Annotated in this window: 23 protein-coding genes; 1 reads left to right on the forward strand and 22 read right to left on the reverse strand. The window is 50.2% G+C overall.

Annotated features, from left to right (window positions below; translation table 11 throughout):
- Positions 1-3: 3 nt before the first annotated feature.
- Together GC096_RS35765 and GC096_RS35770 are read right to left on the reverse strand one after the other, a co-directional pair.
- The gene (locus GC096_RS35765; protein WP_171637586.1) at positions 4-636 is read right to left on the reverse strand and encodes a response regulator transcription factor; all 633 of its coding nucleotides are present in this window, start codon (positions 634-636) and stop codon (positions 4-6) included.
- Positions 633-2,939, reverse strand: a complete 2,307-nt coding sequence (locus GC096_RS35770) for an ATP-binding protein (RefSeq protein ID WP_171637588.1) — start codon at positions 2,937-2,939, stop codon at positions 633-635. Before GC096_RS35770 ends, GC096_RS35765 begins: the two co-directional genes overlap by 4 nt.
- Before the next feature lie 77 nt (positions 2,940-3,016).
- On the opposite strand from GC096_RS35770, the gene GC096_RS35775 reads away from it, so the two are divergent.
- A complete protein-coding gene (locus tag GC096_RS35775; protein WP_056612737.1) occupies positions 3,017-3,217 on the forward strand; it encodes a hypothetical protein in 201 nt (66 codons plus the stop codon).
- Between the two features lie 126 nt (positions 3,218-3,343).
- Here GC096_RS35775 and GC096_RS35780 read toward each other — a convergent pair whose 3' ends face one another.
- From GC096_RS35780 to chrB, 20 genes are all read right to left on the reverse strand, one after another.
- Positions 3,344-4,321: a Rieske 2Fe-2S domain-containing protein gene (locus GC096_RS35780; protein WP_171637591.1), complete on the reverse strand. Its 978-nt coding sequence runs from the start codon at positions 4,319-4,321 to the stop codon at positions 3,344-3,346.
- A 22-nt stretch (positions 4,322-4,343) separates the two neighbouring features.
- A complete protein-coding gene (locus GC096_RS35785) occupies positions 4,344-5,471 on the reverse strand; it encodes a BMP family ABC transporter substrate-binding protein (RefSeq protein ID WP_171637593.1) in 1,128 nt (375 codons plus the stop codon).
- A 7-nt stretch (positions 5,472-5,478) separates the two neighbouring features.
- Positions 5,479-5,964: a (2Fe-2S)-binding protein gene (locus GC096_RS35790; RefSeq protein ID WP_312886415.1), complete on the reverse strand. Its 486-nt coding sequence runs from the start codon at positions 5,962-5,964 to the stop codon at positions 5,479-5,481.
- Positions 5,957-8,245 (reverse strand): xanthine dehydrogenase subunit D, encoded by a 2,289-nt coding sequence (gene pucD / locus GC096_RS35795; RefSeq protein WP_171637595.1) that lies wholly within the window; start codon positions 8,243-8,245, stop codon positions 5,957-5,959. Before pucD ends, GC096_RS35790 begins: the two co-directional genes overlap by 8 nt.
- On the reverse strand, positions 8,235-9,224 hold the full coding sequence (locus tag GC096_RS35800) for an FAD binding domain-containing protein (RefSeq protein ID WP_171637597.1): 990 nt from the start codon (positions 9,222-9,224) through the stop codon (positions 8,235-8,237). The genes pucD and GC096_RS35800 overlap by 11 nt, the downstream gene beginning before the upstream one ends.
- Before the next feature lie 131 nt (positions 9,225-9,355).
- Positions 9,356-9,481, reverse strand: a complete 126-nt coding sequence (locus tag GC096_RS39235; protein WP_281366869.1) for a hypothetical protein — start codon at positions 9,479-9,481, stop codon at positions 9,356-9,358.
- A 173-nt stretch (positions 9,482-9,654) separates the two neighbouring features.
- Complete coding sequence (locus tag GC096_RS35805) at positions 9,655-10,344, reverse strand: nucleotidyltransferase family protein (RefSeq protein WP_171637599.1); 690 nt, start codon at positions 10,342-10,344, stop codon at positions 9,655-9,657.
- Positions 10,345-10,367: 23 nt separating this feature from the next.
- Positions 10,368-11,384 (reverse strand): XdhC family protein, encoded by a 1,017-nt coding sequence (locus tag GC096_RS35810; RefSeq protein WP_171637601.1) that lies wholly within the window; start codon positions 11,382-11,384, stop codon positions 10,368-10,370.
- A 136-nt stretch (positions 11,385-11,520) separates the two neighbouring features.
- Entirely contained in the window at positions 11,521-13,116 is a 1,596-nt protein-coding gene (gene ggt, locus GC096_RS35815) for a gamma-glutamyltransferase (protein ID WP_171637603.1), read from the reverse strand.
- A 2-nt stretch (positions 13,117-13,118) separates the two neighbouring features.
- Positions 13,119-14,354: a (S)-ureidoglycine--glyoxylate transaminase gene (locus GC096_RS35820; RefSeq protein WP_171637605.1), complete on the reverse strand. Its 1,236-nt coding sequence runs from the start codon at positions 14,352-14,354 to the stop codon at positions 13,119-13,121.
- Positions 14,341-15,633 (reverse strand): Zn-dependent hydrolase, encoded by a 1,293-nt coding sequence (locus GC096_RS35825; protein ID WP_246303220.1) that lies wholly within the window; start codon positions 15,631-15,633, stop codon positions 14,341-14,343. Before GC096_RS35825 ends, GC096_RS35820 begins: the two co-directional genes overlap by 14 nt.
- Positions 15,626-17,017 carry an allantoinase gene (locus tag GC096_RS35830; RefSeq protein ID WP_171637606.1) on the reverse strand — a complete coding sequence of 464 codons (1,392 nt, stop codon included), beginning with the start codon at positions 17,015-17,017 and terminating at the stop codon, positions 15,626-15,628. The genes GC096_RS35825 and GC096_RS35830 overlap by 8 nt, the downstream gene beginning before the upstream one ends.
- A gap of 56 nt (positions 17,018-17,073) precedes the next feature.
- Positions 17,074-17,430: a hydroxyisourate hydrolase gene (uraH, locus tag GC096_RS35835; RefSeq protein ID WP_171637615.1), complete on the reverse strand. Its 357-nt coding sequence runs from the start codon at positions 17,428-17,430 to the stop codon at positions 17,074-17,076.
- The gene (pucL, locus tag GC096_RS35840) at positions 17,427-18,896 is read right to left on the reverse strand and encodes a factor-independent urate hydroxylase (RefSeq protein WP_171637617.1); all 1,470 of its coding nucleotides are present in this window, start codon (positions 18,894-18,896) and stop codon (positions 17,427-17,429) included. Before pucL ends, uraH begins: the two co-directional genes overlap by 4 nt.
- Before the next feature lie 835 nt (positions 18,897-19,731).
- Positions 19,732-20,217 carry a nucleoside deaminase gene (locus GC096_RS35845; protein ID WP_171637619.1) on the reverse strand — a complete coding sequence of 162 codons (486 nt, stop codon included), beginning with the start codon at positions 20,215-20,217 and terminating at the stop codon, positions 19,732-19,734.
- 91 nt (positions 20,218-20,308) lie between these two features.
- Positions 20,309-21,238 carry an ABC transporter permease gene (locus GC096_RS35850; RefSeq protein ID WP_171637621.1) on the reverse strand — a complete coding sequence of 310 codons (930 nt, stop codon included), beginning with the start codon at positions 21,236-21,238 and terminating at the stop codon, positions 20,309-20,311.
- A 105-nt stretch (positions 21,239-21,343) separates the two neighbouring features.
- On the reverse strand, positions 21,344-22,465 hold the full coding sequence (locus GC096_RS35855; RefSeq protein WP_171637623.1) for an ABC transporter permease: 1,122 nt from the start codon (positions 22,463-22,465) through the stop codon (positions 21,344-21,346).
- Positions 22,462-23,967, reverse strand: a complete 1,506-nt coding sequence (locus tag GC096_RS35860) for an ABC transporter ATP-binding protein (protein ID WP_171637636.1) — start codon at positions 23,965-23,967, stop codon at positions 22,462-22,464. The genes GC096_RS35855 and GC096_RS35860 overlap by 4 nt, the downstream gene beginning before the upstream one ends.
- A gap of 264 nt (positions 23,968-24,231) precedes the next feature.
- Complete coding sequence (gene chrA, locus GC096_RS35865; RefSeq protein WP_281366870.1) at positions 24,232-24,768, reverse strand: chromate efflux transporter ChrA; 537 nt, start codon at positions 24,766-24,768, stop codon at positions 24,232-24,234.
- Complete coding sequence (gene chrB, locus GC096_RS35870; RefSeq protein WP_376769551.1) at positions 24,765-25,358, reverse strand: chromate efflux transporter ChrB; 594 nt, start codon at positions 25,356-25,358, stop codon at positions 24,765-24,767. Before chrB ends, chrA begins: the two co-directional genes overlap by 4 nt.
- Positions 25,359-25,911 lie beyond the last annotated feature (553 nt).

Below are 25,911 nucleotides of genomic sequence, written 5' to 3' on the forward strand. Positions count from 1 at the left end.
CTTTCAGGTGTAATATTTACTTTTGATAAACTTCTCCAAAGCCTCAGTCCTTGATTTGGCGCCCCATTTGTCATAAATTTTACGCAAATAATTATCAACCGTACGCTTACTCATGAAAATCCGTTCAGCAATTTGTTCGTGTGTAGCCCCTTTAACCAGCATGTTCATCATGAGCACTTCTTCCTCTTGCAGTTCACATTCTTCGCCTGCATCAGCCTCATTCAATTGCATCTGGTTAAAAACGGACAGTGGAATCATCGTATATCCATCCAAAATACAATACACCATATTCTTGATCGTCCGCTCCGTCGACTCTTTCGACAGGACACCGCTTACTTTCATTTCAATTAATTTATTGTAAATACCTGCCAACTCAATGCCGGTGAAGATGACAATATGGATGTGCGGATATAGTTGTTTAAGCTGTGCCGCAACTTCTGTGCCCGTCTGATCGGGAAGCTGATAGTCTAGGAATATGAGCCCAGGCTGATGCAACTTCACATATTCCAAGCATTCCTTCGCATTACTAACAACGCCAACTACCTCGATACGATCTATCTCATCAAGCAACGTCTTCGTCGCTCTTGCAAATAAGGGATGGTCATCGACCACTAATGTTTTGACGATTTCACTCATGCTGACATCACTTCCTCAGTTGGTATTGTGATTAAAATGTGGGTCCCTTCCCCCTCAGCGGTCTCCAGTTCAAAGCTCCCGCCTACATGCAGCACACGGCTTCTCATATAAGCAAGCCCCATACCGGATGCGGCGATTTCAACGGCGACCTCTTCCTTCACATGGAACCCTACGCCATCATCCCGATAACTTAAATAAAAGAAATGGTCTTCTTCCCACAAGTGAAAGCTGACATTAGCCGCCTGCGAATGTTTCTTCGCGTTGTTAAGTAATTCTTGTACAATCCGGAAGATATGCCGTTTGGCCGATATATCCTTGCCTTCGATTTCGGAAATTTGCTCCGCTCGGAAGGAAATCTCGAACGGCGTCGTATACGATTCCTTCTCAACGAACGTCTTCAAAGTTTGCTTCAATCCTACCTCTTTTAACAGATGAGGATTCAACTCGAAGCAGCTCTGACGCAAGCTGGCATTGATCATTTCCACAAAGTTGTTCATGCTGTTCAGCTGTTCGCGATCCTCTTGTCGCATCGAAGGTTTCTCGGCCAATGAGGTTAATCTTCGCTTGAGGAAAAACAAATCCTGCATCGTCGTATCATGAAGATCCGTGGCAATTCGAACACGTTCCTCCTCCTGCAGCTCGAACATCACCTTCCGTAACCAGAGATGTTCTTCCTGCGGAAGATGGGAAACCATCTGCTGAAGTCTGCCCGTTAACTTACGAATCAGATACACATTTTCCATACTTACTTCCAAGTAGGAAGTGATTAACTGCAGCCACTGCAGCTCCTCCTTCGATATCCGTGTGTTCGTCTTCTTCCGAGTCACGATGAGATAGCTTGTGTATTCCTCATGGCAGTTCATTTCCATGAACGTGTAGTAAGGATGATCGAGCATGGCAGATGAATTCACCAAACGCTGGATTTCTGCCGTATCGACTTCACCTTCGCAGAAAATTTCAATATCATTTTTATGCCGAAAAACAATCGCGCCACCTGTCACTTGCAGCGTACCCACAATATCCACTAGGATGATATCCTTCAGATCACGGAAGCTGGAGATGGTTCCTAGATTTTTGGAAATCTTTTTTAGTGCTGACTTCAGTACATACTTTCTCGGGAACAAATAGGGCTCTAATCTCGTCGTCCAATATTCGGTTGCATACAACATGGCAGAAAGAAGGAAGATCGAGCCTAGGAATACGAATAAAATTTGCTTTCCGTTGGTTTCCCCATGAAAAATGATAGCAAAAGCGCCAGTAAACAAGCTGACGGGTACTACGGCCATTAGACAAGCAAATAATACACGCCGTACGACAAGGCCGATATCATATAACTGATCGGAAGCGATTAAATAAGAGAACGTGATGGGAAATATTAATAATAGCCAACTTGTATAAATTGGATCGAATATCCAATCTCCGATAATGAGCTGCGGGAGGAACGAGAGACAGATAATAGGTAGAAACGAAATGAGCAAGGAGTAGAACACACTTTTGATAATACCAGCGAGCGGCGTCTGTGCTTTCCTAACCTTCACAAACAACGTTGCCAATAGAGAAATATTTAAGGAAATAACAATGATGAAGAATCCCATCGTGACCGATCCGTCATACCGATATACGAACGCCATCGAAGGAAATAAGTATAGACCTCTCATTACAAAAGCTAGGAAAGCAATCCCGTACAAATATTTAAAGTGACCCTTGGGCAGCTCCATGTCTCCCTTTTCTTTGAAGAACACCACAAGAAAATGTAAAAAGACAATGGGCAGCACCATCATCGAACTAGCAATCATCAACTTGCCTATTAAATCTCCCCGCATGGATGCGCCTAAGCTCATGAAGATGAGGGCAGCGCTAAGGAACGAGAACGCGAGCAAGCGTGCCGAAGGCGAACGACTTTCCCTTACTAATAAGAGTACGCACATGAATAGACAGACGAATTCCTCGGCGAGCGAAATGATATCGAACAGGGCTGGTCGGCTTGTCCTCAAATCGATCGATTCAACGACGCCATCTCGCCAAATCACAACCGTATTCGCCTTCTCAACTACATTCCACCGCTTGACGGTTGACCATTCACCTGGTGGTTTACCATCAATCGCAATGACTTTGTCACCGATATGAATCTTATCATTCGTGCTATTCGCCTCAAGTTTACTGACAATCCACTCGTCTGTATGAGCTGTGTCCAAGTAGATACCATTATAGGGAAAATGAAAGGTTACAAACGAACACCAGATTTGCAAGGCAATGAAGAGCACCAGATACATACTCACAGAAATTTTCACTACTATTTTCAATTACCTCTCCCCTAAATTCCATTATTTTGCTATAATCACTCTTGTAACCTATTATTAAAAAAGAGGGAGCTAAAACAATGGCGATTATTCAATTGAACCCAGAATTGCAACGTTCCGTACAAGCAGTGAAGCGCGCAGAACTGCGCAAGCAAGCAGATTCCTTTATGGTGGCTCAACCTCTATCTGCTGAAGAAACAGCTGCACTTATCAAAACATTTACAACTCCTTCAGACACAAGAAAACAAAATGCCAATGAGCCTTCTAACTATTGGTGGTAATCTAGTAGTCTTATTTTACCAAATACAAAAAAGGATTGCATATTAGCCACATGCTAATTATACAATCCTTTTTTTAATTCGTATGCATGTCATTCGCACTACTCTTCCCTAATCCGACAAATCTCGCTAGGCCGTCCCGAAGGTGACACCTAACTCGCGCAGGCGTTTGCGGTAAGCGATGCTCAAACGATCGCACTTCAGATGCAGCTCAGCTTGCAAATCTAGCGGCAGCAGCTCCGGCTTCTGGTTCTCAACCATGATCCGATCCTGCTCAATGAGCCTGTCTTGGAAGTGGATGAACACCTCATCAAGCTCGTCATACGCATAGTTCCTTTGCTTCAGCATGTAAGCGACGCTAGTCTGCTCCGTAACCGGCAACACCATCAGAAACAACCGAAAGATATGATCGGATACGTCATCTCTCTTCGTAAAAGCTACACATAACGGACCGAACACCTCATATACATACCGGCTATTTACCCCGCGCCCTGTTCCATCCGCATCCGGCTGATACACGATGATTTCTTCGGAACGCAGAACGCCGTCCTCTTCCAACACGTGATAATCATTGATTTCAGCGAAATCACTATCGCCCAGCAGTCCCTCATGCACGAACATAAGGTGAGATACATCGAGGAAATTCTCAATAATGCGAGGACCTGCTGCTTGCAGGGTGTAAGGCCCCATGAATACTTCCTTGAAGCCCTCGGGCACATAGGCACTCACTTTAGGCAGAGGTCCTGCAGGTGTCCCTAGGCACACCCAGATTAGTCCATGTGCTTCTACGCAGGAGTAAACGAAAGCCTTGGCCTTCGAAGGAATGGCCTGTTCCTTCGGTAAGGAAGGAATCTTGGTACACGTACCACAGCCATTGTAAGACCAGCCATGGTACGCGCAAACCAACTCATCGCTGCTTACTTTCCCCAATGAGAGCGGCACACCGCGATGAATACATAAGTCTTTGAACGCGTGGACGCCTTGCATGGTGCGGAATACCGCTACTTTTTCACCTAGTACTACAACAGCCTCCGGCTTATCCGTGAGTGCTGACGACAACAACACCGGGTGCCACTCGTGAATTAATGCGATATCTTGTATTGTCATCGCCAGTCACATCCTTCGTCCTTTATTTAGGTATGACACCTTTAATGCCCTTAACAAACCAAGTCGTGCCAAGGATTTCTTCGTCCGTCATCTTCTTCCCGGATTCGAAGCGTGTTTTGCCATCTTGATCCACGATAGGCCCTTGGAATACTTCGAACGTACCGTTCAAAATCTCCGACTTTTTCTTCTCTACTAGCGCTTTAACATCGGCAGGCACATTTTTACCAAGCGGCGCAATGTCTGTGATGCCCTCTTTCATACTGCCGAAGTAAGCCTCTGATTTCCACGTGCCATCCATGACACTTTTCACCGTTTTCACGTAGTAAGGGCCCCAGTTCCATTTCGGGTTCGATATGTACGTATCCGGTGCGAATCTGCCCATATCGGAATCGTTCCCGATGCCCCATACTTTGCGTTCAGCAGCCGCTTGAATGCTTGCCGGTGAATCTTGGTACGCCGCCAACACATCTACACCTTTATCCAACAAGGAAATAGCCGCTTGCTTCTCTGTAGCAGGATCAAACCATGTGTTACTCCACACCACGGAGACATCAATATCGGGATTCACACTTTGCGCACCTAACGTGAACGCATTAATCGTATAAATAACCTCTGGAATCGGGAAGGCTCCAACATAACCCAGATGGTTGTTTTTCGTCATTTTCCCTGCAGCCATACCGACAAGGTAAGCACTTTGATATTCACGTCCCATGTACGTGCCTAGGTTTGGTGCCGTTTTGTAGCCAGTGGCGTGCAGGAATTTCACATTCGGATGCTTCGCCGCTACCGCTACCATGGGGTCCATGTACCCGAAGGAGGTTCCGAAAATAATGTCATTTTTCTGAGCCAACTCTTCGAACACTCGCTCAGCGTCAGGGCCTTCTGGAATATTTTCAACAGTCGTCGCTTTAATCCCTAGTTCTTTCTCCATCATCAGACGACCTTGGTCATGCTCGAACGTCCATCCGCCATCCCCCGGCACACCGATATAGACAAAAGCAACTCTGGGCAGCTTCTTCTCTGTTGTTGTTGCCGTAGAAGCAGCCGTGGTGGAAGCAGGTGCTGTTGTAGAACTTGTTGTCGTGCTCGTGGAGCAGGCACTTAAGATCAGTAGCATAATAGCAGTAATAGACAGCATGGTTTTTCGCATATGGCTTCTACCCCTCTCTTTTTATGGACAATCCGCATTTCTCTACCGCTCTGAAAATCCCCTCATACCCTGTGCACCGGCATATGTTCCCGCACAGTGCTTTCTCAGCCTCAGCCCTCGTAGGAGCAGGGTTCGATTCCCACAACGCGGTTAAGGTTACAACCATGCCGGCCGTACAGTAGCCGCACTGCAATCCCCCCTCCTCTAACATTGCTTGCTGAATCGGATGCAGCTCTTCGCCTGCTGATATCCCCTCAATAGTCGTAAGCTCCTTGCCCGATGCTTGATAGGCCATCAGTAAACAGGCATTCACAGGTTGACCGTCGAGCAGAATCATGCAAGCGCCGCAGCGCCCAATCTCACAAGACACCTTGGTACCGGTCATTAACAGGTCATCCCGTAGAACGGCTGACATCCTTTTGGACGCAGGTACTGGGATCGAAACTGCTTTCCCATTAACGGAGCACTCTAGCACAAAAGATGTATTAATCACTGGCCTCCACCCCTTCTAACCAATCGATGGATTGCACGATGTCTTCTGGTGATATGGGCAACTTATTTACCCAAATGCCTGTCGCTTGCCGTACTGCCGCCGTAATCGCAGGTGCTAACCCGACAGAACCGATTTCTCCAACGCCACGAGGGCCAAATGTATCTCCCTCCGGCAGCTCTTCAATCGCTTCAACTTGAATACGAAGTGGGCTGTCGCTGAATGTGGGAACGAGGTACGTATCGAGATTATGCCTGAGGTAACGACCTTCCTTCATCACTGCATCCTCAGTCAATGTGTAGCCCAATGCCATCACACTGCCGCCCTCAATTTGTCCAAGAAAGCCCATCGGATTAATCACAGGACCTGCGGCGATGACATGATCCGTCTGCAGCACCTTGACCCGTCCGGTCAGCATGTTCACTTCGACTTCTACGATGGCTGCCGCGTAAGAGTACAGGTAGTGCGCCCCGACCCGCCCTTCGGGCGTCGTCGGGTAGTCGAACTCCGTATGCGCGAGGATCGGCGTAGCTGCTGCCGCAGCGGCCTCCGCATACGTGACAACCGGCTCCCCCGATTCATCACCCTTGTGATGAATCCCGCCTGCGCCGGTTGCGAGCTCTGCGGCCGGAACGCCGCAGCGCAGCGAAGCCTGCTCCAGCAGCGCCAGCACGAAGGCTGGCTTCAGCCGCTGGAGCGCGCGCCACATCATCGTGGTGGCGCGTGAGGCCGTGCTCGAACCGCTGCTGGGCACGCGGTCGGTATCGCCGATGACGATGCGGATGTCATCGGCGGCGCAGCCGAAGCAGTCCTGCAGCATCAACGTGAGTGCTGCATAGAGCCCTTGGCCGAACTCCTCGAAGCCGAAGGAGGCCTGGATCTTGCCCTCCGGCGTGAGCTCGATGCGGCCGCCGGAATGATCGGGGATACCGAGGCCGAGCCCGGCACCGTGCATCACCAGCGCAGCGCCGACGCCTCGGCGCAGCCACGGCTCTTGCTCTGGCCCGCGCGCGCTGCTGGCGCGCTTCGCCCAGAGCGGCGACTCCTGCGCCTTCGCCCACACCTGGGCGGCGCCTTCGGTGGCCACGATCTGCTGGCCCATCGGGCCCGGATCGGTTGGCTGGCGCAAGTTGAGCTTGCGCAGCGCCCACGCGTCCATGCCGAGCTTCTCGGCGAGGCGTTCGATTTGGCTCTCCACGGCAAAAATCACCTGATTGCCGCCAAAGCCCCGAAACTCACCGGATACACCGTTATTCGTGTAGACGCTCTTGCCTTCTACGTCAACATGCGGGATTGTGTAGGGACCTATCGCATGCTCGGTTGCAAAATTCAACACTTCACAGCCTAGTGTCGCGTACGCCCCTGTATCTGCAAGGATGCGAACCTGATGTGCGATCAGCTTTCCGTGTGCATCTGTGCCTGTTTTCATCGTGATCCGCATCGGATGACGTTTAATGCCGGAGATCACAGATTCACGGCGGGAATTGTGCATTTTGATCGGCTTGCCTGTCTTTCGTGCCATCAATGCACCGAAAGGCTGCACATTGAGCTCATCTTTCCCGCCAAACGAACCGCCGATTGGGCTGGAAACGACTCTGATTTGATCCTCTGGGATACCAAGGATTCGCGCTAGCTGAAAGCGATCCTTATAGCCATGCTGAGTCGGCGAGTAAACGGTCAGCCTCCCATTATCCTCAGGGATAAAGAGACCGCCTTCCGTTTCCATATACGTGTGCATTTGCCGAGGCGTTAGATAGGTTTCTTCCACGACGTGTGCACATGTTGCGAAAACTGCGTCAATGTTCGTATCCCCATGCTGTAGAGAGGTTTGATGAAGCAAATTCCCTTCGGGATGTAGCATAATCGTCCCTGATTCCAGCGCGGTTTCTGGATCATCTACAAGTGGGAGAGGCTCATACACGACTTCAATGAGGCTTAATGCATATTCCGCTAGTTCCTCCGTATCAGCCGCAACTGATGCCAGCGCATCCCCGATATATCGAACACGATCCTGACAAAACACCGGCTGGTGAGGAAAAGCAATTCCGAATAGGTTCAATCCCGGTACATCGTCAGCCGTTAAGACCACGCGCACGCCAGGTAACTGTTTGGCTTTGCTTGTATCGATGGAAAGAATCCAAGCATGCGGGTATTGACTCCGCAGCACTTTTCCGTGCAGCATGCTAGGCGCGGTTAAATCGGTGAGATACCGGAGCTCCCCTGTTACCTTCTCCTTGCCATCAGGTCTAATGATCCATTTCTTCGCATTCCGATTAAGGAGCATAGGCTCCGCCCCCTTTGCGCCAAGCTTTGAAGCACTCCGAAATGATCAAATTCGCTGCGGTCTGTTTGCGGTAATCTACCCCCGCATAATCATCTGCCACAGCGTTGAAGTCAGCCATAACCCCTTTATGGAGTATCTGTAAATTTGCCTTGGCTAACGGCTTTCCGATCATTCCCGCTTCTAGCGTTGAGAACCTCGCAGGAACCGCGTTGCCTCCGCCTGCCGCTAAGGCAATGTCGGTAACCGTCCCGTCTGCTTGGAGGAAAATCCTGCCCGCGACGGTAACAACCGATGGCGTGAATGCCTCTCTCCGCCCAACCTTGAGGTAGAACTCATGAATAAACTCCTTTTCTTTCGCAGCAGCTAACTGTCCATCCGTCGACTTACCATCTTCAAGGTTCTTGGCGGCGATCTCCGTACTGTCCCTACTTTCCAATCCCGCCGTTGTCTGCACAATAATCCCCGTCATAATCTCGTCAGAGGCCCCTTGTGGAGCAGCCAGCCAATCCTTCAACGCAATCATTCGCTCGTTCTGTCCATCTGTACACATGATCTGTGCATCCATCACAAGCAGTGCGGGAATCAGATCCCCTGTACGTGTCATCACATTGCCTCCGATTGAGGCTAAGTTCCGAATCGACGGGGCTGCAATCTCCGAACAGGCTTGCACGAGAAGTCCGCATTTCTGCTGAACCAGCTCATTTTTCATCAAATCTGCAATGCTTAGGGCAGGGCCTATATGAACTTGACCTTCGGAATTAACCGTTAATCCCGAGAGGACAAGAATTCGTCCAAGACTAATGAAATGCTGCGGCATCGGGGCTAGCCCATTTTCCCAGCGCGTGCGAAGCCAAGTACCTCCAGCAACAAGAACAGCATCTTTGCCCCATTTATGCTTCAATTGAATCGCTTCCTCCACACTTGTTGGCTGCCATACGGAAGGCTGCTGCTCGGGCAGCTGATGCATCGGAACTGACATATTCAACCCTCCTCAGAGATTCTGAATGACCACGTGCTCGTTATGCGTTCTGAGTTTACCGCGAGAAGCCGGCTTGCTGCGTAGTTAGCGTGTTCGTTGCGTTGCGCGCCATCTAACGGAATCTGGTTCCCCTATTTGGGCGAAATCCGCCATTTCCAAAAAGTTGCGGAACGTCGTTCCGTTTCGATGAGCCCACTTCCGGTAGCGCCTACCTTTTTCGTTTCTGCTTCTTCGTCTTTCACTTTACTTCTTCGCATTCCCCAACGTTCTTCCATCTCAATCGTTCTGATAAATTAGATCTACTATAAACAATATTCGAATTTAACGTCAACTAACATAACATCATTTTGTTTTTTTATATAAAAAAATAGCGCATCATTCGTATCAATGCACTCCACGGCTAATTACATGTCATATAATCTAACTTATTTCACGACTTGTAGATCGTTTTTGCCTCTTCATATTGCTGGGGGGTATCAATATCCATAAATGTCAGCGCTGCTGCCTCAACAATCTGCCCGCGAAATGCTGGCAAATGAAACAGTGCCCGCGCGCCAGCATCGCCTTCCAACGAAGCGATAGCTGACCACATTCTGCTCCCCAGAATGACTGGTGGCTTCGGGATCCCCTGATCACCACTAGCAACATAATCGTAGTCCGCATCCGCCTTGTAAGCATCAATCAGCTCATCCAACATAGCTTCCTCAATGAATGGCTGATCAGCCAGCATAACCATCGCACCATCAGCCGCCAGCTCCTCTGCCACTTGAATACCTGTGCGAAGCGAGTGAGCCATACCAAGACCAGCATCCCTGCACACCACCGTGCGGCATCTGCCACTCGCGAGCTGACCACGAGCCTCTTCCGGCAACCATGCCAGCGTATCCCCTTCCTGTACAACGACAATCACCTGCTCTAACTCCGCACAGGCAAGTGCCTTCAACAGCGCTATACCTCCAAGGCTGACGCCCACAGCCAACTCAAGGGACTGCTTCGCAGTCCCCATACGCCGACTACTTCCAGCCGCCAAGTAGACGCCAACGATTTTTTTCTTCCCTAGTTCCACCATATTCTCCGGTTTCGCCTTCTTCCTTAGTTCCACCATCTTCTCTTGTTTCATCAGCTCCACCCTCTCCCCCGACTTCACCACGAGCAGAAGCTTTGAACATCCCGTCCATGAGTTAGAGATGATGACCATACACCCGCTCCATATTTGCTCCGTTTGATCGCAATCAGCTCAGCCGCAATGCTAATCGCGTTCTCGAACGCGCCTTCCGAGCCGATGTTTAAGCCAATTGGCGCATGCAGCCAGTCTGGGCGCTCGAAACCTTCCAGCATTTTCTCCGTACGCTCCTTGGAGCCCATAATGCCCAGATAGTGTAAGTTATAAGCCATAACACCCCTGAAGAAGGCGGTGTCCTTCTCGAACTGATGACTCATGATCACGACGTAGTCTCGCTCATTCAGCGTAAGCTTTTCGACTAACGTTTCTGGAAAAGCAACCATCGTCTCTACCCCTGGGAACCGCTCTGCGTTGCAGAACGATTCACGCCAATCCGCGACCACCACGCGAAAGCCGCTGCTTGCTGCCATTTGTACGAGCGGAACCGCATCAGGATTTGCACCGAACACAATGACTCTTGGCTTTGGCATAAACAGCGTACGCGTCGCTAAGCGAAACGGCTCTCTAACAGCTGAAGCTGCAGAACCCCACTCTTCCTCAACACCTGATCCTCGCAACGCGTAACTAATATCCGAATACCCATCGGTATAGGTGCGAATGAGCTCCACGGCCTCACCGTGATCCAATCTGTCTTTTACGACTAACAGGTTAACCAACAGCTCTCCAGCTAGTGGCTCAAGCAAAATACGGATTAACCCGCCGCACCCAATCGTCTCCCCCCAACCAAAGTCATCGGCTGGCCTCATGTCGTATTCGACCATTTGCGGTTTATGCGATTCCCACACGCCTGGCACGTAAGCAGCGAGATCACCTTCCAAACACCCTGGAGAAATACTCCCTAACGTGCTTCCATCTGCCATTAACAGCATGAGGGCACCTTGCTTGCGATAAGCGTGACCTTCCACATGAATCACTGTTGCTAATACACGAGCTCCCGCATTATTTTCCACAGCTTGCAAAATGTCATAGGCCTCCATCGCTCATCGCTCCTTCTTTTTTATGTTACGCATGAGTTATGCAGTTGAAAATAAATGCTAGATGATGAACCCCTGCCCCATACAAAGCGGCGTTGCGCTCATAAACAACCCATATAATGCCTCAGAGGAAGCTCTGCTACCAGCCAATCGCCAACCCATCACCACGCGGATCAGCCGCCCCACTCATGAAGCCTTGTTCATCAATGACAATGCCCTGCGCCTGCCCCATAATGCCGTCCCACGACTTCACGGGCTCCACGCGATGTCCCCATTGCTTCAGTTTTGTATATACCTCAGGTTCAAGCCGATGCTCCAACTTCAGCGCATCCCCGTCTTCCCCCCAAGTACGTCCATATACCCACCGTGGCAGTGAAATGGCTTCCTGAATCGATAAACCGTAATCCAATACCCCCGTGAGTATCGAAAGCTGCGTCTGCGGCTGCCCTTCTCCTCCTTGCGTGCCGAACAGCATATAAGGCTTCCCGGCCTTACTTACCATCGCGGGCATCAACGTATGGAACGATCTTTTGCGTGGTTCCAACACGTTCGCACAGGCAGGATCAAGTGAGAAGAAGGATCCCCGATTTTGCATAATAATGCCTGTATCGCCAGGAACGTAAGCTGCCCCGAAATCGAAATAGAGACTTTGGATAAAAGAAACCGAATTCCCCTCTTCATCTACAACAGCCGCATAAGCAGTGTCCTGACCGATCGCTGGCGAGAGATGCTCACTTACCTTCAATGGATTCGCCTGAATCTCATTCCAGAGCTCCTGCGCATACGATTTCGACAACAATCTTTCAAGCGGTATTTCTCTAAAATGTGGATCCGTTAAATAGCGATCGCGGTCTTTGAACGCCTTCTTGATCACTTCCGACATCAGATGGTAAAAGTTTGCCGATGCTCTAGGCACAGCTGCCATATCGATATGTTCTAACATATTCATCATCATGAGCGCTGTGAACCCTTGCGAGTTCGGCGGCATCTGATAAATGTCGTATCCACGATACGTCGTTGATAGGGGCTCCACCCATTCGCCAGCGAAGCTGCGGAAATCTTCTTCCTCCAGCAGCCCGCCATCCTGCTTCACGTTATCCACAATGGTCTGCATGAGCGAGCCTGTGTAGAACGCATCTCTTCCTTCTTGTTGAAGCAGTCGTAGCGTCCTCGCCATCTCCGGCTGAATCAACCGATCGCCTTCCTTCAGAAGCTCGCCATCTCGCATATACAAAGCACTAAGCTGCACAGAAGCCCGAATGAATGGCTCATCCTTGCGCATCCAGAACAGTAAGTTCCGCGAGATCGGGAACCCTTTTTCCGCATAACCAATGGCTGCATCCAATAGTTTCGCCCAAGGGAGCTTTCCGTGCTTTTCCCACACCTGCCACCAAGCATCCACCATACCCGGAACTGTTATTGCGCTTAAAATGCCGCGCTGTGGAATCTGATTCATCCCTTGCTCTCTATAAAAATCAGGCGTCACCTTCGCAGCGGACTTCCCGCTTCCATTAAACCCGGTATAAGCACCTGTTGCCGCCTCATGCATGAGGAAAAAAGCATCTCCCCCGAGCCCCGTCATATGCGGATATACGACACCTAGGGTCGCGCTAATGGCAATTGCTGCATCGAAGGCATTGCCGCCTTGCTGTAAAATCGCACTCCCCACGGAACTAGCCAAATAATGTGGCGTAGCAATCATGGCTCGCTCTGCTCGTGGCATGATGTTTAACATGATTATTCCTCCTGTTCAAGAGCATATACCGCTAGTGCAGCTTGCAGCGCCTTCCCTACAGATATATCCACACCATACCAGTGAAGTGTTGCTTCTAGCGCCCCGAGGACATGAAGCACATTTTTCTGATTACAGCTAAAACCCATCGTACCAATGCGCCATATTTGTCCCTTCAATGGACCGAAGGAAGAGGCAATTTCAATACCGAAGCTGTTCAGCAGCATCGATCGAACAGCTTCCCCATCAACCCCACTGGGAATACGTATACAGGTTACTACTGGCAGCTTACACACGGGATACCCGTATAACGTCAATCCCATCGCCTGCAAGCCGGCAACCAAAGCCGCTTCATGACGCTTATGGCGCAAGAATCGCTCTTCCAGTCCCTCCTGCAGCACAATGCGTAAACCCTCGCGCAGCGCATACAACATCGTCGTAGCCTCAGTATGGTGATTTAACCGCTTTGGACTCCAGTAATCCTGCAGCATGCCGAGATCGAAATAATTACTCGCCACAGCTTTTATCGAGGAAATAGGAGATCCTTTCTCCCGCAGTCCTCGTTCAATCGTTTTACGGCGCATAACCTTCGCTTCAACTCGATCGTTATACGTAATCGGTGACATGCCTGATGGAACGGATAAACATTTTTGCGTGCCGCCAATCACCGCATCCAGCAGCCATTCGTCGGTTTTCACGGGAACTCCACCAATGGTGGCTACAGCATCTACGACTAGAAGAGCATCCACTTCTCGGCAAGCTGCCCCTATCCCATCAAACTTTTGAATACAGCCTGTCGACGTCTCACCGTGAACCATCGCCACGATCGTCGGCTTCTCCCGCTCGATAGCTGTAATGATATCAATGGGATCGAATACTGCTCCCCATTCCTGCTCAATAATTGCCACTTCAGCCCCACATCGCTCGGCAATTTCTACCAGTAAATTCCCAAATCGTCCGTAGATCGGAACGAGCACTTTATCTCCAGGCTCAATGATGCTGACCAGCACGGCCTCTATACCTGAACGGGACGTCCCATCAATCGGAAACGCCCATTGATTATTCGTTTGAAATACGTCTCGAAGCATCTCCATCGTTTCATTCATAAGCTCGGTAAACTCAGGATCGAACTGCCCCAGAATGGGATACGACATCGCGCGCAGCACCCTAGGGTCAACCTCGACTGGACCTGGGGTCATGATCGTTCGAAGGGATGGTGATAAGTCTTTATAGGTTTTCATCTGCTTTTCCCCCGTAGCCGTATTGATATAACACATGAACGAGTGTCTGAAAACCGACAATAAGATCATCCGGCTTCGTGAACTCGTTGGGATTATGACTGATGCCTGCCCGGCTTGGAACAAAAATCATGGCCGACGGACAGATCGGTCCGAATAACTGAGCATCATGTCCCGCCCCGCTTGGCATCTGAATATGCTCGTAGCCATAGAAGTCGCAGGCAGCCTCAATTTCTGCCGATATCCCGCTATCCATGGCCACTGGTAAGGCATTTAGATGTTCCACTGTATCTATATAAAGTTCTCTTCGCACGGCGATTTCCACAAACCGCGATATCAGTTCCGCACGAAAATCCTCAATCTTTCGCTTGTCAGTATGCCTAATATCTAACGTAAATTCGACCTCACCGGGCACCACGTTCGATGTTCCACGCTTCACTTCTAAGCGCCCTACGGTGGCTACCAAAGGTTCACCCTCCGCAAGTGCCATCTTCTCTGTCAGCGCGACCATTTCGGCGGCGGCAGCCAGCGCATCTTTGCGCATTGTCATTGGCGTCGTTCCCGCATGATTGGGTATCCCTGTAACGACGACAGTCATTCGAATTTGGCCAACAATAGCTGTAACCACACCAATTTGCTTCTCTTTAAACTCAAGGACTGCGCCTTGCTCGATATGAATTTCAATATATCCGCCTATATCATTACGTTTTGCTGGATGGAGTTGTCCCTGATCAATATCAAAGCCCGCTCGCTCCATCGCTTCGAGTAACGTCACACCCTCTGGATCAGCAAGGCCTGCGCCTTCAGCTAAGGAAAGTACCCCTGTCACATGACCGGAGCCCCAATATGCTAATGGAAACCGACTCCCCTCTTCCTCGCAAAAGGAAACCATCTCCAAGGTCCGTTTCGGTGCTCCGTACACGGCCTTCAAATAGCCAAGCGCCATCATCGATGCGATGACGCCGTAGGCTCCATCGTATTTCCCACCGTTTTTGACCGTATCAATATGTGAACCTGTCAGCATCGGTTTTAACGATGGGTCCGAGCCTTGCAATTTGCCGTACACATTGCCGATTTCATCGAAGTCTGCCTTAAGCCCCATGCTTTGCATATTGTCTATCAGTGCTAATTGCGCCTTAAGCCAAGGCTCCGCATACAAAAGTCGAGTCACGCCGCCTTCCGGATCGGCGCCGAAGGTCGCCAACCACTCCAAAGCTAGCAGCATACGCTCCCCGTATTGAGCTAGCAATTCTTCCTGTGGGTGCCCTTTCATTTTAGCCATCTAGCCCGCCTCCGATCGATGCACTGTGACGCAACCAAGTTCCCTCTAACGATGCTCCAACACCCACGCCTCTTTCGTACACCTTTACACCCCTCAGGAAAGTCGCCTTCACGCTGCAGTTGAACGTTTTGCCCACATATGGACTTTGCTTATGACGATAGAGCAAGTCGCTCTCTTGCAGCGTATAGCTCCCTGCCAAATCCACCAAAGCTAGATCCGCGTCGGCCCCTATGGCGATTTCCCCCTTGCGAGGATATAAGCCAAAGCGCTTAGCCGGCTCTAGCGCTAGCATACGAGCGAGCTCCGGAAGAGGAACGCCTCTGCGGAGATGGCCCTCGTGCAACATGAGCTCAAGCGAGCTTTGCGCCCCTGAAATGCCGCCCCACGCTTCGAAGAAGTCCCCTTGCTTCATGTGCTTCGGTGAAGGGGAGTGATCCGAGGCGATGATGTCGAACCGACCTGCTTTCAGCTCCGCCCACAAACGAGCTTGATCTTCCGCCGTGCGGATCGGTGGCGCACATTTGGCAAGGGGTCCGAGGCGCTCAACCTCCACGTCCGTTAGCGCCAAATAGTGCGGGCACGTTTCCACGGTAACATCCAAACCTTCTACCTTCGCCTCTGTGATTATCTGTACGGCTTCGGCAGAGGAGATATGTACGAAATGCAGCTTACAGCCTGTCTGCTTCGCATAGCCCAATGCACGGTTCACAGCTTCCACTTCAGCGGCAATCGGCCTTGTCGCGATGAAATCCAATGCGCTGCGCTTGCCTGCTCGGGCAGCCTCCGCAGCGAGCTTGGAGACGATTTCCTCGCTCTCAGCATGAAGAGCGAGCACCAAGCCTAAGCGTGCAATTTCCTTCATGCCGTTAACTAACGTCTCATCATCCACTTCCGTGAAAATATCTTCTCCTTCTCCACCCGGGCAGGACATGAAGGCTTTGAAACCTATTACGCCAGCTTGTGCCAGCCCTTCAAGCTCGTTGATATTGCCGGGAACAAGACCGCCCCAGAGGGCATAATCAACATGGGATTGCCCTTCAGCTGCGTCCAACTTCAGCTCTAAGGCACTAAGCCGAACGGTAGGCGGAACACCATTGAGCGGCATATCAATGTACGTTGTGCATCCGCCAGCAGCTAGCGATGCAGAACCTGTGACGAACCCCTCCCAATGACCAAGAGAGGGTTCATTGAAATGAACATGCGCATCAATCATACCCGGCAGGATCGTTAAGCCTTCTGCGTCATAAACAGGTGTTTGCTCCGAGACAACGAGGTTTTCGCCTAATGCTGCAATTTTGCCATTCCGTATACCGATATCTAGCTGTCGACACTCATCTTGCAGGACCACAGTCCCTTTGCGAATGATAAGATCCAATCGATTCATCCTACGAAACCCTCCCTCGAAGCTCTCTCTATTCAATTAACGCTGACTTCTTTGCATTAACTCCCGCGATACGTGTTATACCCCCACGGTGCAATTAATAAGGGGACGTGATAGTGGGAAGCGTTATTGGCAACACCGAAACGAATCGGTACTTGATCTAGAAATGCAGGCTCTGGAAGCTCCACGCCCTTCCCTCTGAAGTAGTCACCTACATGGAAGAGAAGTTCATACGTCCCTATTGTAAAATCATCCCCACTTAGCATCGGCCCTGGCAGTCTGCCATCTGTATTCGTAGCATCCGAACGCAGCAGTTCTGCCACGCCTCCTTCAAGACGATACAAGTCGATCCTCACACCGACAGCCGGTCGGCCGCTGCTTACATCCAGTATGTGCGAAGTGATTCCTACACTCATAGGCCCTCCAGATCACGCTTTGTCATCGAAAAGCCTTGGAAACCATAAGGTGGTCTAGGCTCTGTAAACACTTTGCCTTCCCCAACAGAAACTTCCTCTAGAATCGTTTCCCATGTCCGATTGTTAGACTCGAAGCGAATTTCTTTCAACTGCGGGAAGCGCAGGAACGAACGTTGTCCGATACGGTAGATGAGGTTTTGGATCGATGGCGAATGCTGCTCATGGAATACGGTATGCGCAATATCATAAATTTGCTCTGCGGCAACGTAGCGTCCTAGATCGGCATCGAAAGCGTCTTCCGCTGATTCATAGCTCCATGCGATGTCTAGGAATATAAACAGAGGGCGATCCGACGACTCAGGCAGTGTTGTGTACTCATCACGAACGAAACCGGCGAACGAGCTTCCCTTGACTTTGACTAGTTTAAGATCGGCTATGCCAGCAGAGTGATCTGCGAGGACGATATCGTCTGCAACCCGAACGAGTTCCACAAATGCGGTTGGGTGTTCATTTTGTGAATAGCGATACACCAAATTTCCTACTTCGAAGCCATTTGAACCTGGTACCGGCAACGTTTCAAATGCCACCTGATCGGCACTCATTTTAATCCCCGTCATCCATGGATACTTCTCTAGGAAGAGGCGGCTAACGAAAGCTAGAAACCCTTCTGCCGTAGACCCTTCATACTCGCCTGCTTTACGCAGGATGAAGTTCTTCATCGAATCTGTCGCCACAACGTTGGTGTTATCCCCCTCGCTGAACGATGTGAACAGCTTCTCGCCGCTCACCGATACCTTGATATTCATACCGAACAACACATTATCTCGCCCTGTGAAACCCGATTCCGGAATCAGTGTGATATTCGTGAGCGGCTTGGCATAGGAACGATAGACCCAAACATCACCTTTCCCGTAGTACATGATTCTCTCTGCGCCTTTTGCTTGTTCCATCGCTTTCTCCTCCGTTTCATTCATCACGATATCTGCCAGGCGAAATCGCCCAATCTTACAAACCTCTTGTAGTGCCATAAGCAGCTCCACTTCTGGAGTTCCTTGTATACGATGACTTAACGCCTCGCGTATCGTATCCTTGGTCTGACCCTTCACCGCCATGATAAAAGGGAACTCGAATCGGTCCGTGTACTGTTTATTCAAAGAAAGAAACTGTTCGTATTCTTCAGGGGTTATCTGGTTGAGACCCACACCTGACTGCTCCTGAACCGAGTGCTCGGTCATCCGGACACGTGTACCCAGATCGGGATGAGCCCGAAGCAGCGCCAGCTGCTCTTCACGACTCGCTCGCTCTACCTCTTGTTCAAGGGCACTCATCATCTCCTGGATTTCAGCGAATGGCCGAGATCCTTCAGCCCGTTCTGCCACCCAAGGCGAGTGTTCAAACAGCGGACCAAACGCTGCAAGGAATGCTTCTTGACTCATGTCATTGACTTGCTTCCGTGTGATCTTCATAACCCCGACACCTCGATTTCTGCCTTAAATGCCATGCATTCTCTTCCAAGATTTGTTTCATTGTAATTGCGCTATCCCTATGGGTCAATTTATATGAAAGAAGTTTGTAATCTTTCATAACATCGTTAACTTTTTTTGTATTTTTGCTAAAATAGGCGGGCGGCGGGGCATCTCTGCCCATCGGACGTATCCATGTGCTTCTTCAGGCAATCTCATTACGCCATCTTCACGATCTCTATATCTAAACCTCACCACTCCACATTACCTCCCCCCAACAACTCTCCTTCACTTCATTCACTTCAACTCACACGTCACTCCATTCCACTATTACGCCACATCAACAGCTCAACAACTCAGCAGCCCCCATCACATCAACCCTTCATCAATTCCATCACTTCATCTCTCCACCCCTCCACATTTCCTCCCCTCCAACTCTCTATCCCCCACATCTCCACACCACCACAACTCCCCCCCACAAATCCCGTCCCGCCTACCTATAACGCTATCAAACAAGCATCGAGGTACCTGTCAAAGTCTTTAACTGTATAAACTACAGTTATTTTCAGAGAATTTGATGATTTTTCCAGAATAGCTGTAAAAACTGCAGGTAATTTCATTGGATTTTGAAGAAACGGACTAATTGGTTAAATTTAACTGTAGAAAATACATTTAATCCATCCTATTCGTGATATTGAGCTAAATTAGATGGAGAAAATCCAGTTATATCAGAAACCCGAGGCGTTTCCTGAGACTTGGCGAGCTTGAAGCCAACCCAAACTCCAACCCACGCAAAAAAAGCCACCAGGACAACAAACATCCTGATGGCTTCCCTATTTCAATCCCAGTACCCGTCATGCGCAGCGACTGCCGCTTCCACAACCTCAGGAACAGGACCGATCACCTGGATCGGCTTGTTCCCTCTAGCAAAAACCTCACGACAAGGCAGCATCAACGTCGGATTCTGCTCATTGTCCCCCGTCAGCCCCGCAAGCATCGCTTCCGACATGCCGAAGATGACGCGTCCCACGTTGCCCCAATAAATCGCTCCCGCGCACATAGCGCACGGCTCTGTTGAGGTGTACAGCGTACACGCCCACAGCTCTTCCTTGCTATATCGCTTGGAAGCTACCTCCATGAGCATCGTTTCCGCGTGCCCCGTGCAATTCGATTCAGTAATTTCAACATTGCCATGTTCCAGCAAAATCTCGCCATCTGGCCCAACGAGCAATGAACCAAATGGCGTATTGCCAGCTTCTCTAGCCTGCACAGAAAGCTCTACACATCTTTTTAAATATGGAATATGAACCTCAAATTCACTCATCTTTTGCCCTCCTAGTTTTTCTCACTATTCCTCCTGATTTCCTCCTGTTTTCCCCCTGCTCCCCAATCTCATCCCATCTACTTCCCATAAACTAAAATCTCTGCTCCCGTATATAAGGCACACCCAGCGCCTCAGGCGCACCAGATGGCTTATTTTTATTCCGCCAACCGAGGAACATCAGCACCAGAATGGTGACGACGTACGGAATCATTTTCAGAAAATAAGAAGGAATATGGCTGCCGATCAGCTGCACACGGAACCCCAGACTATCCAACACGCCGAAGAAATACGCGCACACGAGGGCACGAATCGGATTCCATCTCGCAAAAATAATGAGAGCCACCGCAATCCAACCGCGTCCCGAGGTCATCCCCTCGTTCCATGTCGGTGTATATACGAGCAGCAAATCTGCCCCACCCATCCCGATCAGCATCGAACCCACGACAATACAGCCGTAGCGAATCGCGATCACAGGAATCCCCATGACATCCGCCGTAGCTGGATTATCTCCAACTGCGCGAAGATGAAGCCCCCATGACGTGCGATGGATGAACAAGTGCATAGCCAGCACGAGCACGAAACTTAACCATGTAAACAAATCCATATGGGCAAAAATTTTGCCAATCACCGGCACAGGCTCCAACCACGGCATATCGAGTTTCGGCACCGCACCAACAAGTGGCTTACCACTCACAGGCTTACCTAAATACGCGCTTAGCCCCGCACCGAATATCGTCATCGCCAAACCGCAAACAACCTGATTCGCATGTAGCGTTACGCATAAGAAACCATGAAGCACTCCAAGTACCCCACTCACCGCGAGCACGCACAGAATGGCCAGTACTAAACTTCCAGTATGTATGAAAACGAGGCACGAAGTCACCGCACCCATTAACATCAAGCCTTCAGCGCCAAGCTGAATGATGCCGGATCTTTCGATCAAGATGCCGCCCAATACGGCCAAAAGCAGCGGTGTACCCGAAGAGATCGCCGAAACAATGATTTGTGTGATCGTATCCATCTCTTACACCCCTTTATCTCCCCGTTCATTAACACCATTAACTAAAATTACTTTTCCCCGACTCCCCAGCACTTCTCCTGTCGATCCTTATCCTCCTTAGCGCCATCAGCTGTTCCGACGAATACGGAATTTTCCCGCCATCCCCCCAGCAATGAGAAAAAACAGAATCGCCCCTTGAATCATCGACGAAATCGAGGACGGAAGTCCGATCGTTTGCACACTATATCCGCCGACAATAAGCCCACCGAAGAGCACCGAAGCAACTACAAGCCCTATCGGATTCAGCTTCGCCAGCCAAGCCACGATAATCGCCGTGTACCCATACCCGGGAGAAATCCCATACATGAGTCGGTGCGCTACACCAGAGACCTCTCCCATGCCAGCAAGCCCCGCCAACCCGCCGCTAATCACCATCACCAGAAGGACATGTCTGGAAATACGAATGCCAGCATTTTTAGCCGCCTCACTATTAGCACCGATCAACCGCAGCTCATAGCCCCACCGCGTATAGCGAACAACGAAGGCATAGATCAGCACGGCGATAATGGCAAAAATCAGTCCCAAATGCAGCCGCGTCGTACCAAAAGTAGGTAAAGACTGCGCAACTGTGAACATCGGAGATCCTGGGAAGTTAAAGCCTTTGGGATCTTTCCACGGTCCGAAAACCACATAGTTCAGCGCCAGCAACGCCACATAGTTTAGCATCAACGAGGTGATGAGCTCGTTTACCTGAAAATAGTTCCGTGGTATCGCCGTCAGCAATCCCCAGAAGCCGCCGGCCACGATGCCCGCGACCATCATAGCTGGAATCGAGAGGTACATCGGCAGATGTGGAAAATACACCGTAATCGCCGTCGCCGCCATCGCTCCTGCCACAAACTGACCTTCCGCCCCAATGTTCCACACGGAGATGCGGTAGGCAATTGACACACCCAGCCCGCAAAGCAGCAAAGGAATCGCCTTCACTAACGTTTCCGTCAATCCAAAGGTGGAGCCGAAGGCTCCCTTCACCATTTTCCCGTAGACCATGAACGGATTCATCCCATTCAACGCGATAAAAATCCCACAAGCCACCAAAGCCAATGCGATGGCGATAATCGTGACCCACCAAGGGCTATTCGCCCCTGCGGGATCGATTTCCAAACGATACGGCAAACGGAACCCCGCCCCGCGCTTCGGCACTTTACTTTCAATCGGAATGCTGCCTGCTGTTCGTTGTTCACTCATCCTGCATCCTCCTCCGATCCCGCCATCAGCATACCGATGTGCTCGCGGCTCGCCGCTTCCCTCGGCATATTCCCGACAATGCGCCCATCGTACATGACCAGAATACGGTCAGCTAGCTGCAGCACCTCATCCAAATCCTCCGAAATCAGCAGAACAGAGCGCCCCTTACTTCGCAAATCCTCCAGCAGTTGATACACACCTTCCGACGCACCCACATCAAGTCCCTGAGTCGGATGTACCGCAATCATAAGCTTGGGACCTTGATCAATCTCCCTGGCAAAAAGCAGCTTCTGCTGATTCCCACCCGACATGAATTGAACTGGCGAGTCGATTCCCGACGTTTTCACATCGAACATCTCAACCAACCGCTGAGACCAACTCCGATTGCTCCCTGTTCGCAGCAAACCAAACCGCGACCGTTCCGATGAACGGTACGTTTTGAACAACAGATTATCTACCGAGTCCAAACTTCCAGCCAGACCACTGCGCATCCGATTTTCTGGCACATGCCCGATCCCAAACTCAATCGCTCCCCGAACCGACCCGTTCCGCAGCGCTTTTCCATCAAAATGAACTTCCCCATGCTTCCACGTGCGCAGCCCAGTTAGCACTTCCGCCAGCTCCTTCTGCCCGTTTCCGGAAACGCCTGCAATACCGACAATCTCCCCTTCATTTATCTCAAAATGAAGCCCATCCAGCGCCTTGCGTCCATGGTCCGCATAGACATCAAGCCCCTTGACCGTGAGCATCGACTTCTCCTTTGCTCGCGTTCTTTGTTGCGCGCGGCTCGCTAATCCCATCTCGCCAACCATCAACTGCGCAAGCTCGCGTTCGCTCGTTTCTGATTTCGCCATCGTCGCAATCATCTTGCCCTTGCGCATGACCGAGATAAGATCCGCCGCGAACATCACCTCTTTGAGCTTATGCGTCGTCATAATGACCGTTTTGCCTTCCTTCTTCATTCGGTCCAGCGTCTCAAAAAGCTGATCAACCTCTCCCGGCGTCAACACCGATGTTGGCTCGTCTAGAATAATAAAATCCGCTCCCCGATAGAGCGTCTTCACAATTTCCACTCGCTGCTGCTCGCCAACAGATAGCTGCCAGATGGGCCGATCTACGGGGAACAGCAGCCCAAAATGCTTCGAAATCGCCTCAATCTCCTCCGATTTCTTCGATAACCAGCCAGGGCCACGCCAGAAAGAGCCAGCTTCCCCAAGCACAATGTTCTCCGCAGCCGTCAGAGTCTGCACGAGGCGGAAGTTCTGGAACACCATGCCGATCCCCAGCTTCATCGCATCCTTCGGTGAGCGAATGCGCACCTTCTCGCCATGTATGTAAATTTCTCCGCTCGTAGGGCGGTACACGCCAGACAGCATGCACATCATGGTGCTTTTGCCCGCACCATTTTCGCCTAGCAGCGCATGAATCTCCCCTGACCTCGCTCTGAAATCCACCTCATCATTCGCCAGCACGGAACCGAACTGCTTAACGATTTGGACCATCTCGACAGCATCCTTCTCTTGTGTACGCACAGGTCCCCGACCTCCTTATTCCGTTAGACAAACCCTGATATAACAAAACAGCATCTCCCACTAGGGATTTGCTGTTTCAGGACTCCGAGATCATCGATCAGTTTACGTCTATCCCTCTCACATCACTATACGGTCCGCCCATCGCGAGCGTCAATAAACATGACACCAAGTTTGGTGTCGTAACGAAAAGAGGCGCAAGCTTTGTGCTTAGCGCCAAATAAATGTGAGATTATTTTACTTGGATAGGAAAATCCCACCATATACGAACCCAGCAAGTATCACAAAAGCAGGATGTATCTTACGCATTTGGATCAAATAAAACGCCACCGCGGCGATTCCGACAAACTGTAGATATCCGATCGCTTTCGTAGATTCCACCAAGCTGCTCCAGGTGACCAGCACCATCATAATCGCAATAACAGGCTGTACCAGCAGTGTCATGCCTTTTATCACAGGGGATTGCTTGTATTTCTGCAGCATATTCAGCAAAATGATTAGTGCAATAATCGACGGAACCACCGTTGCCGCCACCGCAATCAGTACACCGATCCAGCCTCCGATTTGATAGCCAACGTATGCAGCGATCTTCGTCGCAATCGGCCCTGGCAGAGCATTCCCCAGCGCCAACATATTGGAAAACTCACTGCTGTTCATCCAATTGTGATTCGTCACGATCTCTTGGAACATCAGCGGGATTGACGAAGGACCGCCGCCATAGCCAAACACATTGGCAAGAAAGAAACTAACGAGCAAATGCCACCAATCCATCATACGCCATCACCTTTGCCAAGCGTCTTCTTACTCTTCATCCACTTGTCCTTTAGCTTGTGATGGAAAGCTCCATATAGGAGGAACATGAATATCACGATAGCGGGGTGCACCGATAGAGGTTGTAGTAACAAGAATGCTATGATGAAAAAAGTAACCCCCGCCGGCCAGCCTAACCCTTTGATCGCCTTCTCGCCAAACTCATACGCCATCACGCCTAGCATGACCGCGACAATCGGCACCACCGCCGCTATCATTCCCTTGATTACATGCGACGTGCTGAAAAAAGTAATAAACGAATACAGACCCACCATCGCTACGCAAGTAGGCAAAATATGAGCCAAAAGCCCAACCAGCGCCCCCATGCTTCCTTTGAGCCGATAACCTAGGTACCCTGCCAGCTTCGTCGCAATCGGCCCTGGCAGCGTATTCGCAATCGCGAGTACTTCCATGAACTCCTCATCCTTCATCCACTTAAAACGCGTCACCGCTTCATACCGAATTAATGGCACGATCGACGGCCCTCCGCCATACCCCAAAATCCCCGTCCGAAACATCGCCGTACCTATCTGAACATAGGCATTCTCCACTATGTATCACTCCCATTCCATCGTTGCTCCAACCTAAGAAGTTAGCTAAGCTTTATTGTATTATAAAATCAAGCCATTATTAGGATTCTCCTTATATTTTTGTGAAAATAACAAAATTTCGTTGAAATCTTGGGACTTGGCTTGACGTATCGTCCTGCCCCTTGACTAGCTCTCAGCTACTCTACTCTCCCACCAGCATTCCATTAGCTCACCAACTAACTCGACCTACTCTACTCTACTCCACTCCCCGCCTCACTCCGTCCCCCCAAACGTCTCTCTCCACTCCTCAAACTTAAATGTATTTTGTACAGTTAATTTCGCTACATTTGCCACAATCATCGAAATAGATGGATTTTGTGCATCTAATTTCGGCTTAAATGTTTAAGTGGCGAAATCCGTTGTTATTAGATGTAGGTTTTCCATCTAAAGCAATTTTTTAAGGCAAATCAATAAAATTAGCTGTAGTTAATACAGTTAATGGTTACGTAGAAAGGCAAACCATAGGCTGAATGCGAAAAAAAGCCTTACCTGGATTCCTCCAAATAAGGCTCTTTTA

The sequence above is a fragment of the Paenibacillus plantarum genome, from assembly GCF_013141695.1.
In the GTDB taxonomy this organism is placed as follows: Bacteria; Bacillota; Bacilli; order Paenibacillales; family NBRC-103111; genus Paenibacillus_E; species Paenibacillus_E plantarum.

Excerpts from the sequence above, each read along its gene's own strand:
- pucL (WP_171637617.1), bottom strand. The coding sequence starts at position 18,896 with ATGAAGATCACACGGAAGCAAGTCAATGACATGAGTCAAGAAGCATTC.
- GC096_RS35785 (WP_171637593.1), bottom strand. The coding sequence starts at position 5,471 with ATGCGAAAAACCATGCTGTCTATTACTGCTATTATGCTACTGATCTTA.
- GC096_RS35850 (WP_171637621.1), bottom strand. The coding sequence starts at position 21,238 with ATGGATACGATCACACAAATCATTGTTTCGGCGATCTCTTCGGGTACA.
- GC096_RS35860 (WP_171637636.1), bottom strand. The coding sequence starts at position 23,967 with ATGGTCCAAATCGTTAAGCAGTTCGGTTCCGTGCTGGCGAATGATGAG.
- GC096_RS35820 (WP_171637605.1), bottom strand. The coding sequence starts at position 14,354 with ATGAAAACCTATAAAGACTTATCACCATCCCTTCGAACGATCATGACC.
- GC096_RS35775 (WP_056612737.1), top strand. The coding sequence starts at position 3,017 with ATGGCGATTATTCAATTGAACCCAGAATTGCAACGTTCCGTACAAGCA.
- GC096_RS35805 (WP_171637599.1), bottom strand. The coding sequence starts at position 10,344 with ATGAAACAAGAGAAGATGGTGGAACTAAGGAAGAAGGCGAAACCGGAG.
- pucD (WP_171637595.1), bottom strand. The coding sequence starts at position 8,245 with ATGCTCCTTAATCGGAATGCGAAGAAATGGATCATTAGACCTGATGGC.
- ggt (WP_171637603.1), bottom strand. The coding sequence starts at position 13,116 with ATGTTAAACATCATGCCACGAGCAGAGCGAGCCATGATTGCTACGCCA.
- GC096_RS35855 (WP_171637623.1), bottom strand. The coding sequence starts at position 22,465 with ATGAGTGAACAACGAACAGCAGGCAGCATTCCGATTGAAAGTAAAGTG.
- GC096_RS35800 (WP_171637597.1), bottom strand. The coding sequence starts at position 9,224 with ATGTCAGTTCCGATGCATCAGCTGCCCGAGCAGCAGCCTTCCGTATGG.
- GC096_RS39235 (WP_281366869.1), bottom strand. The coding sequence starts at position 9,481 with ATGCGAAGAAGTAAAGTGAAAGACGAAGAAGCAGAAACGAAAAAGGTA.
- GC096_RS35830 (WP_171637606.1), bottom strand. The coding sequence starts at position 17,017 with ATGAATCGATTGGATCTTATCATTCGCAAAGGGACTGTGGTCCTGCAA.
- GC096_RS35825 (WP_246303220.1), bottom strand. The coding sequence starts at position 15,633 with ATGGCTAAAATGAAAGGGCACCCACAGGAAGAATTGCTAGCTCAATAC.
- GC096_RS35765 (WP_171637586.1), bottom strand. The coding sequence starts at position 636 with ATGAGTGAAATCGTCAAAACATTAGTGGTCGATGACCATCCCTTATTT.
- GC096_RS35845 (WP_171637619.1), bottom strand. The coding sequence starts at position 20,217 with ATGAGTGAATTTGAGGTTCATATTCCATATTTAAAAAGATGTGTAGAG.
- chrA (WP_281366870.1), bottom strand. The coding sequence starts at position 24,768 with ATGATGGATTGGTGGCATTTGCTCGTTAGTTTCTTTCTTGCCAATGTG.
- GC096_RS35810 (WP_171637601.1), bottom strand. The coding sequence starts at position 11,384 with ATGGAGGCCTATGACATTTTGCAAGCTGTGGAAAATAATGCGGGAGCT.
- uraH (WP_171637615.1), bottom strand. The coding sequence starts at position 17,430 with ATGAGTGTAGGAATCACTTCGCACATACTGGATGTAAGCAGCGGCCGA.
- GC096_RS35780 (WP_171637591.1), bottom strand. The coding sequence starts at position 4,321 with ATGACAATACAAGATATCGCATTAATTCACGAGTGGCACCCGGTGTTG.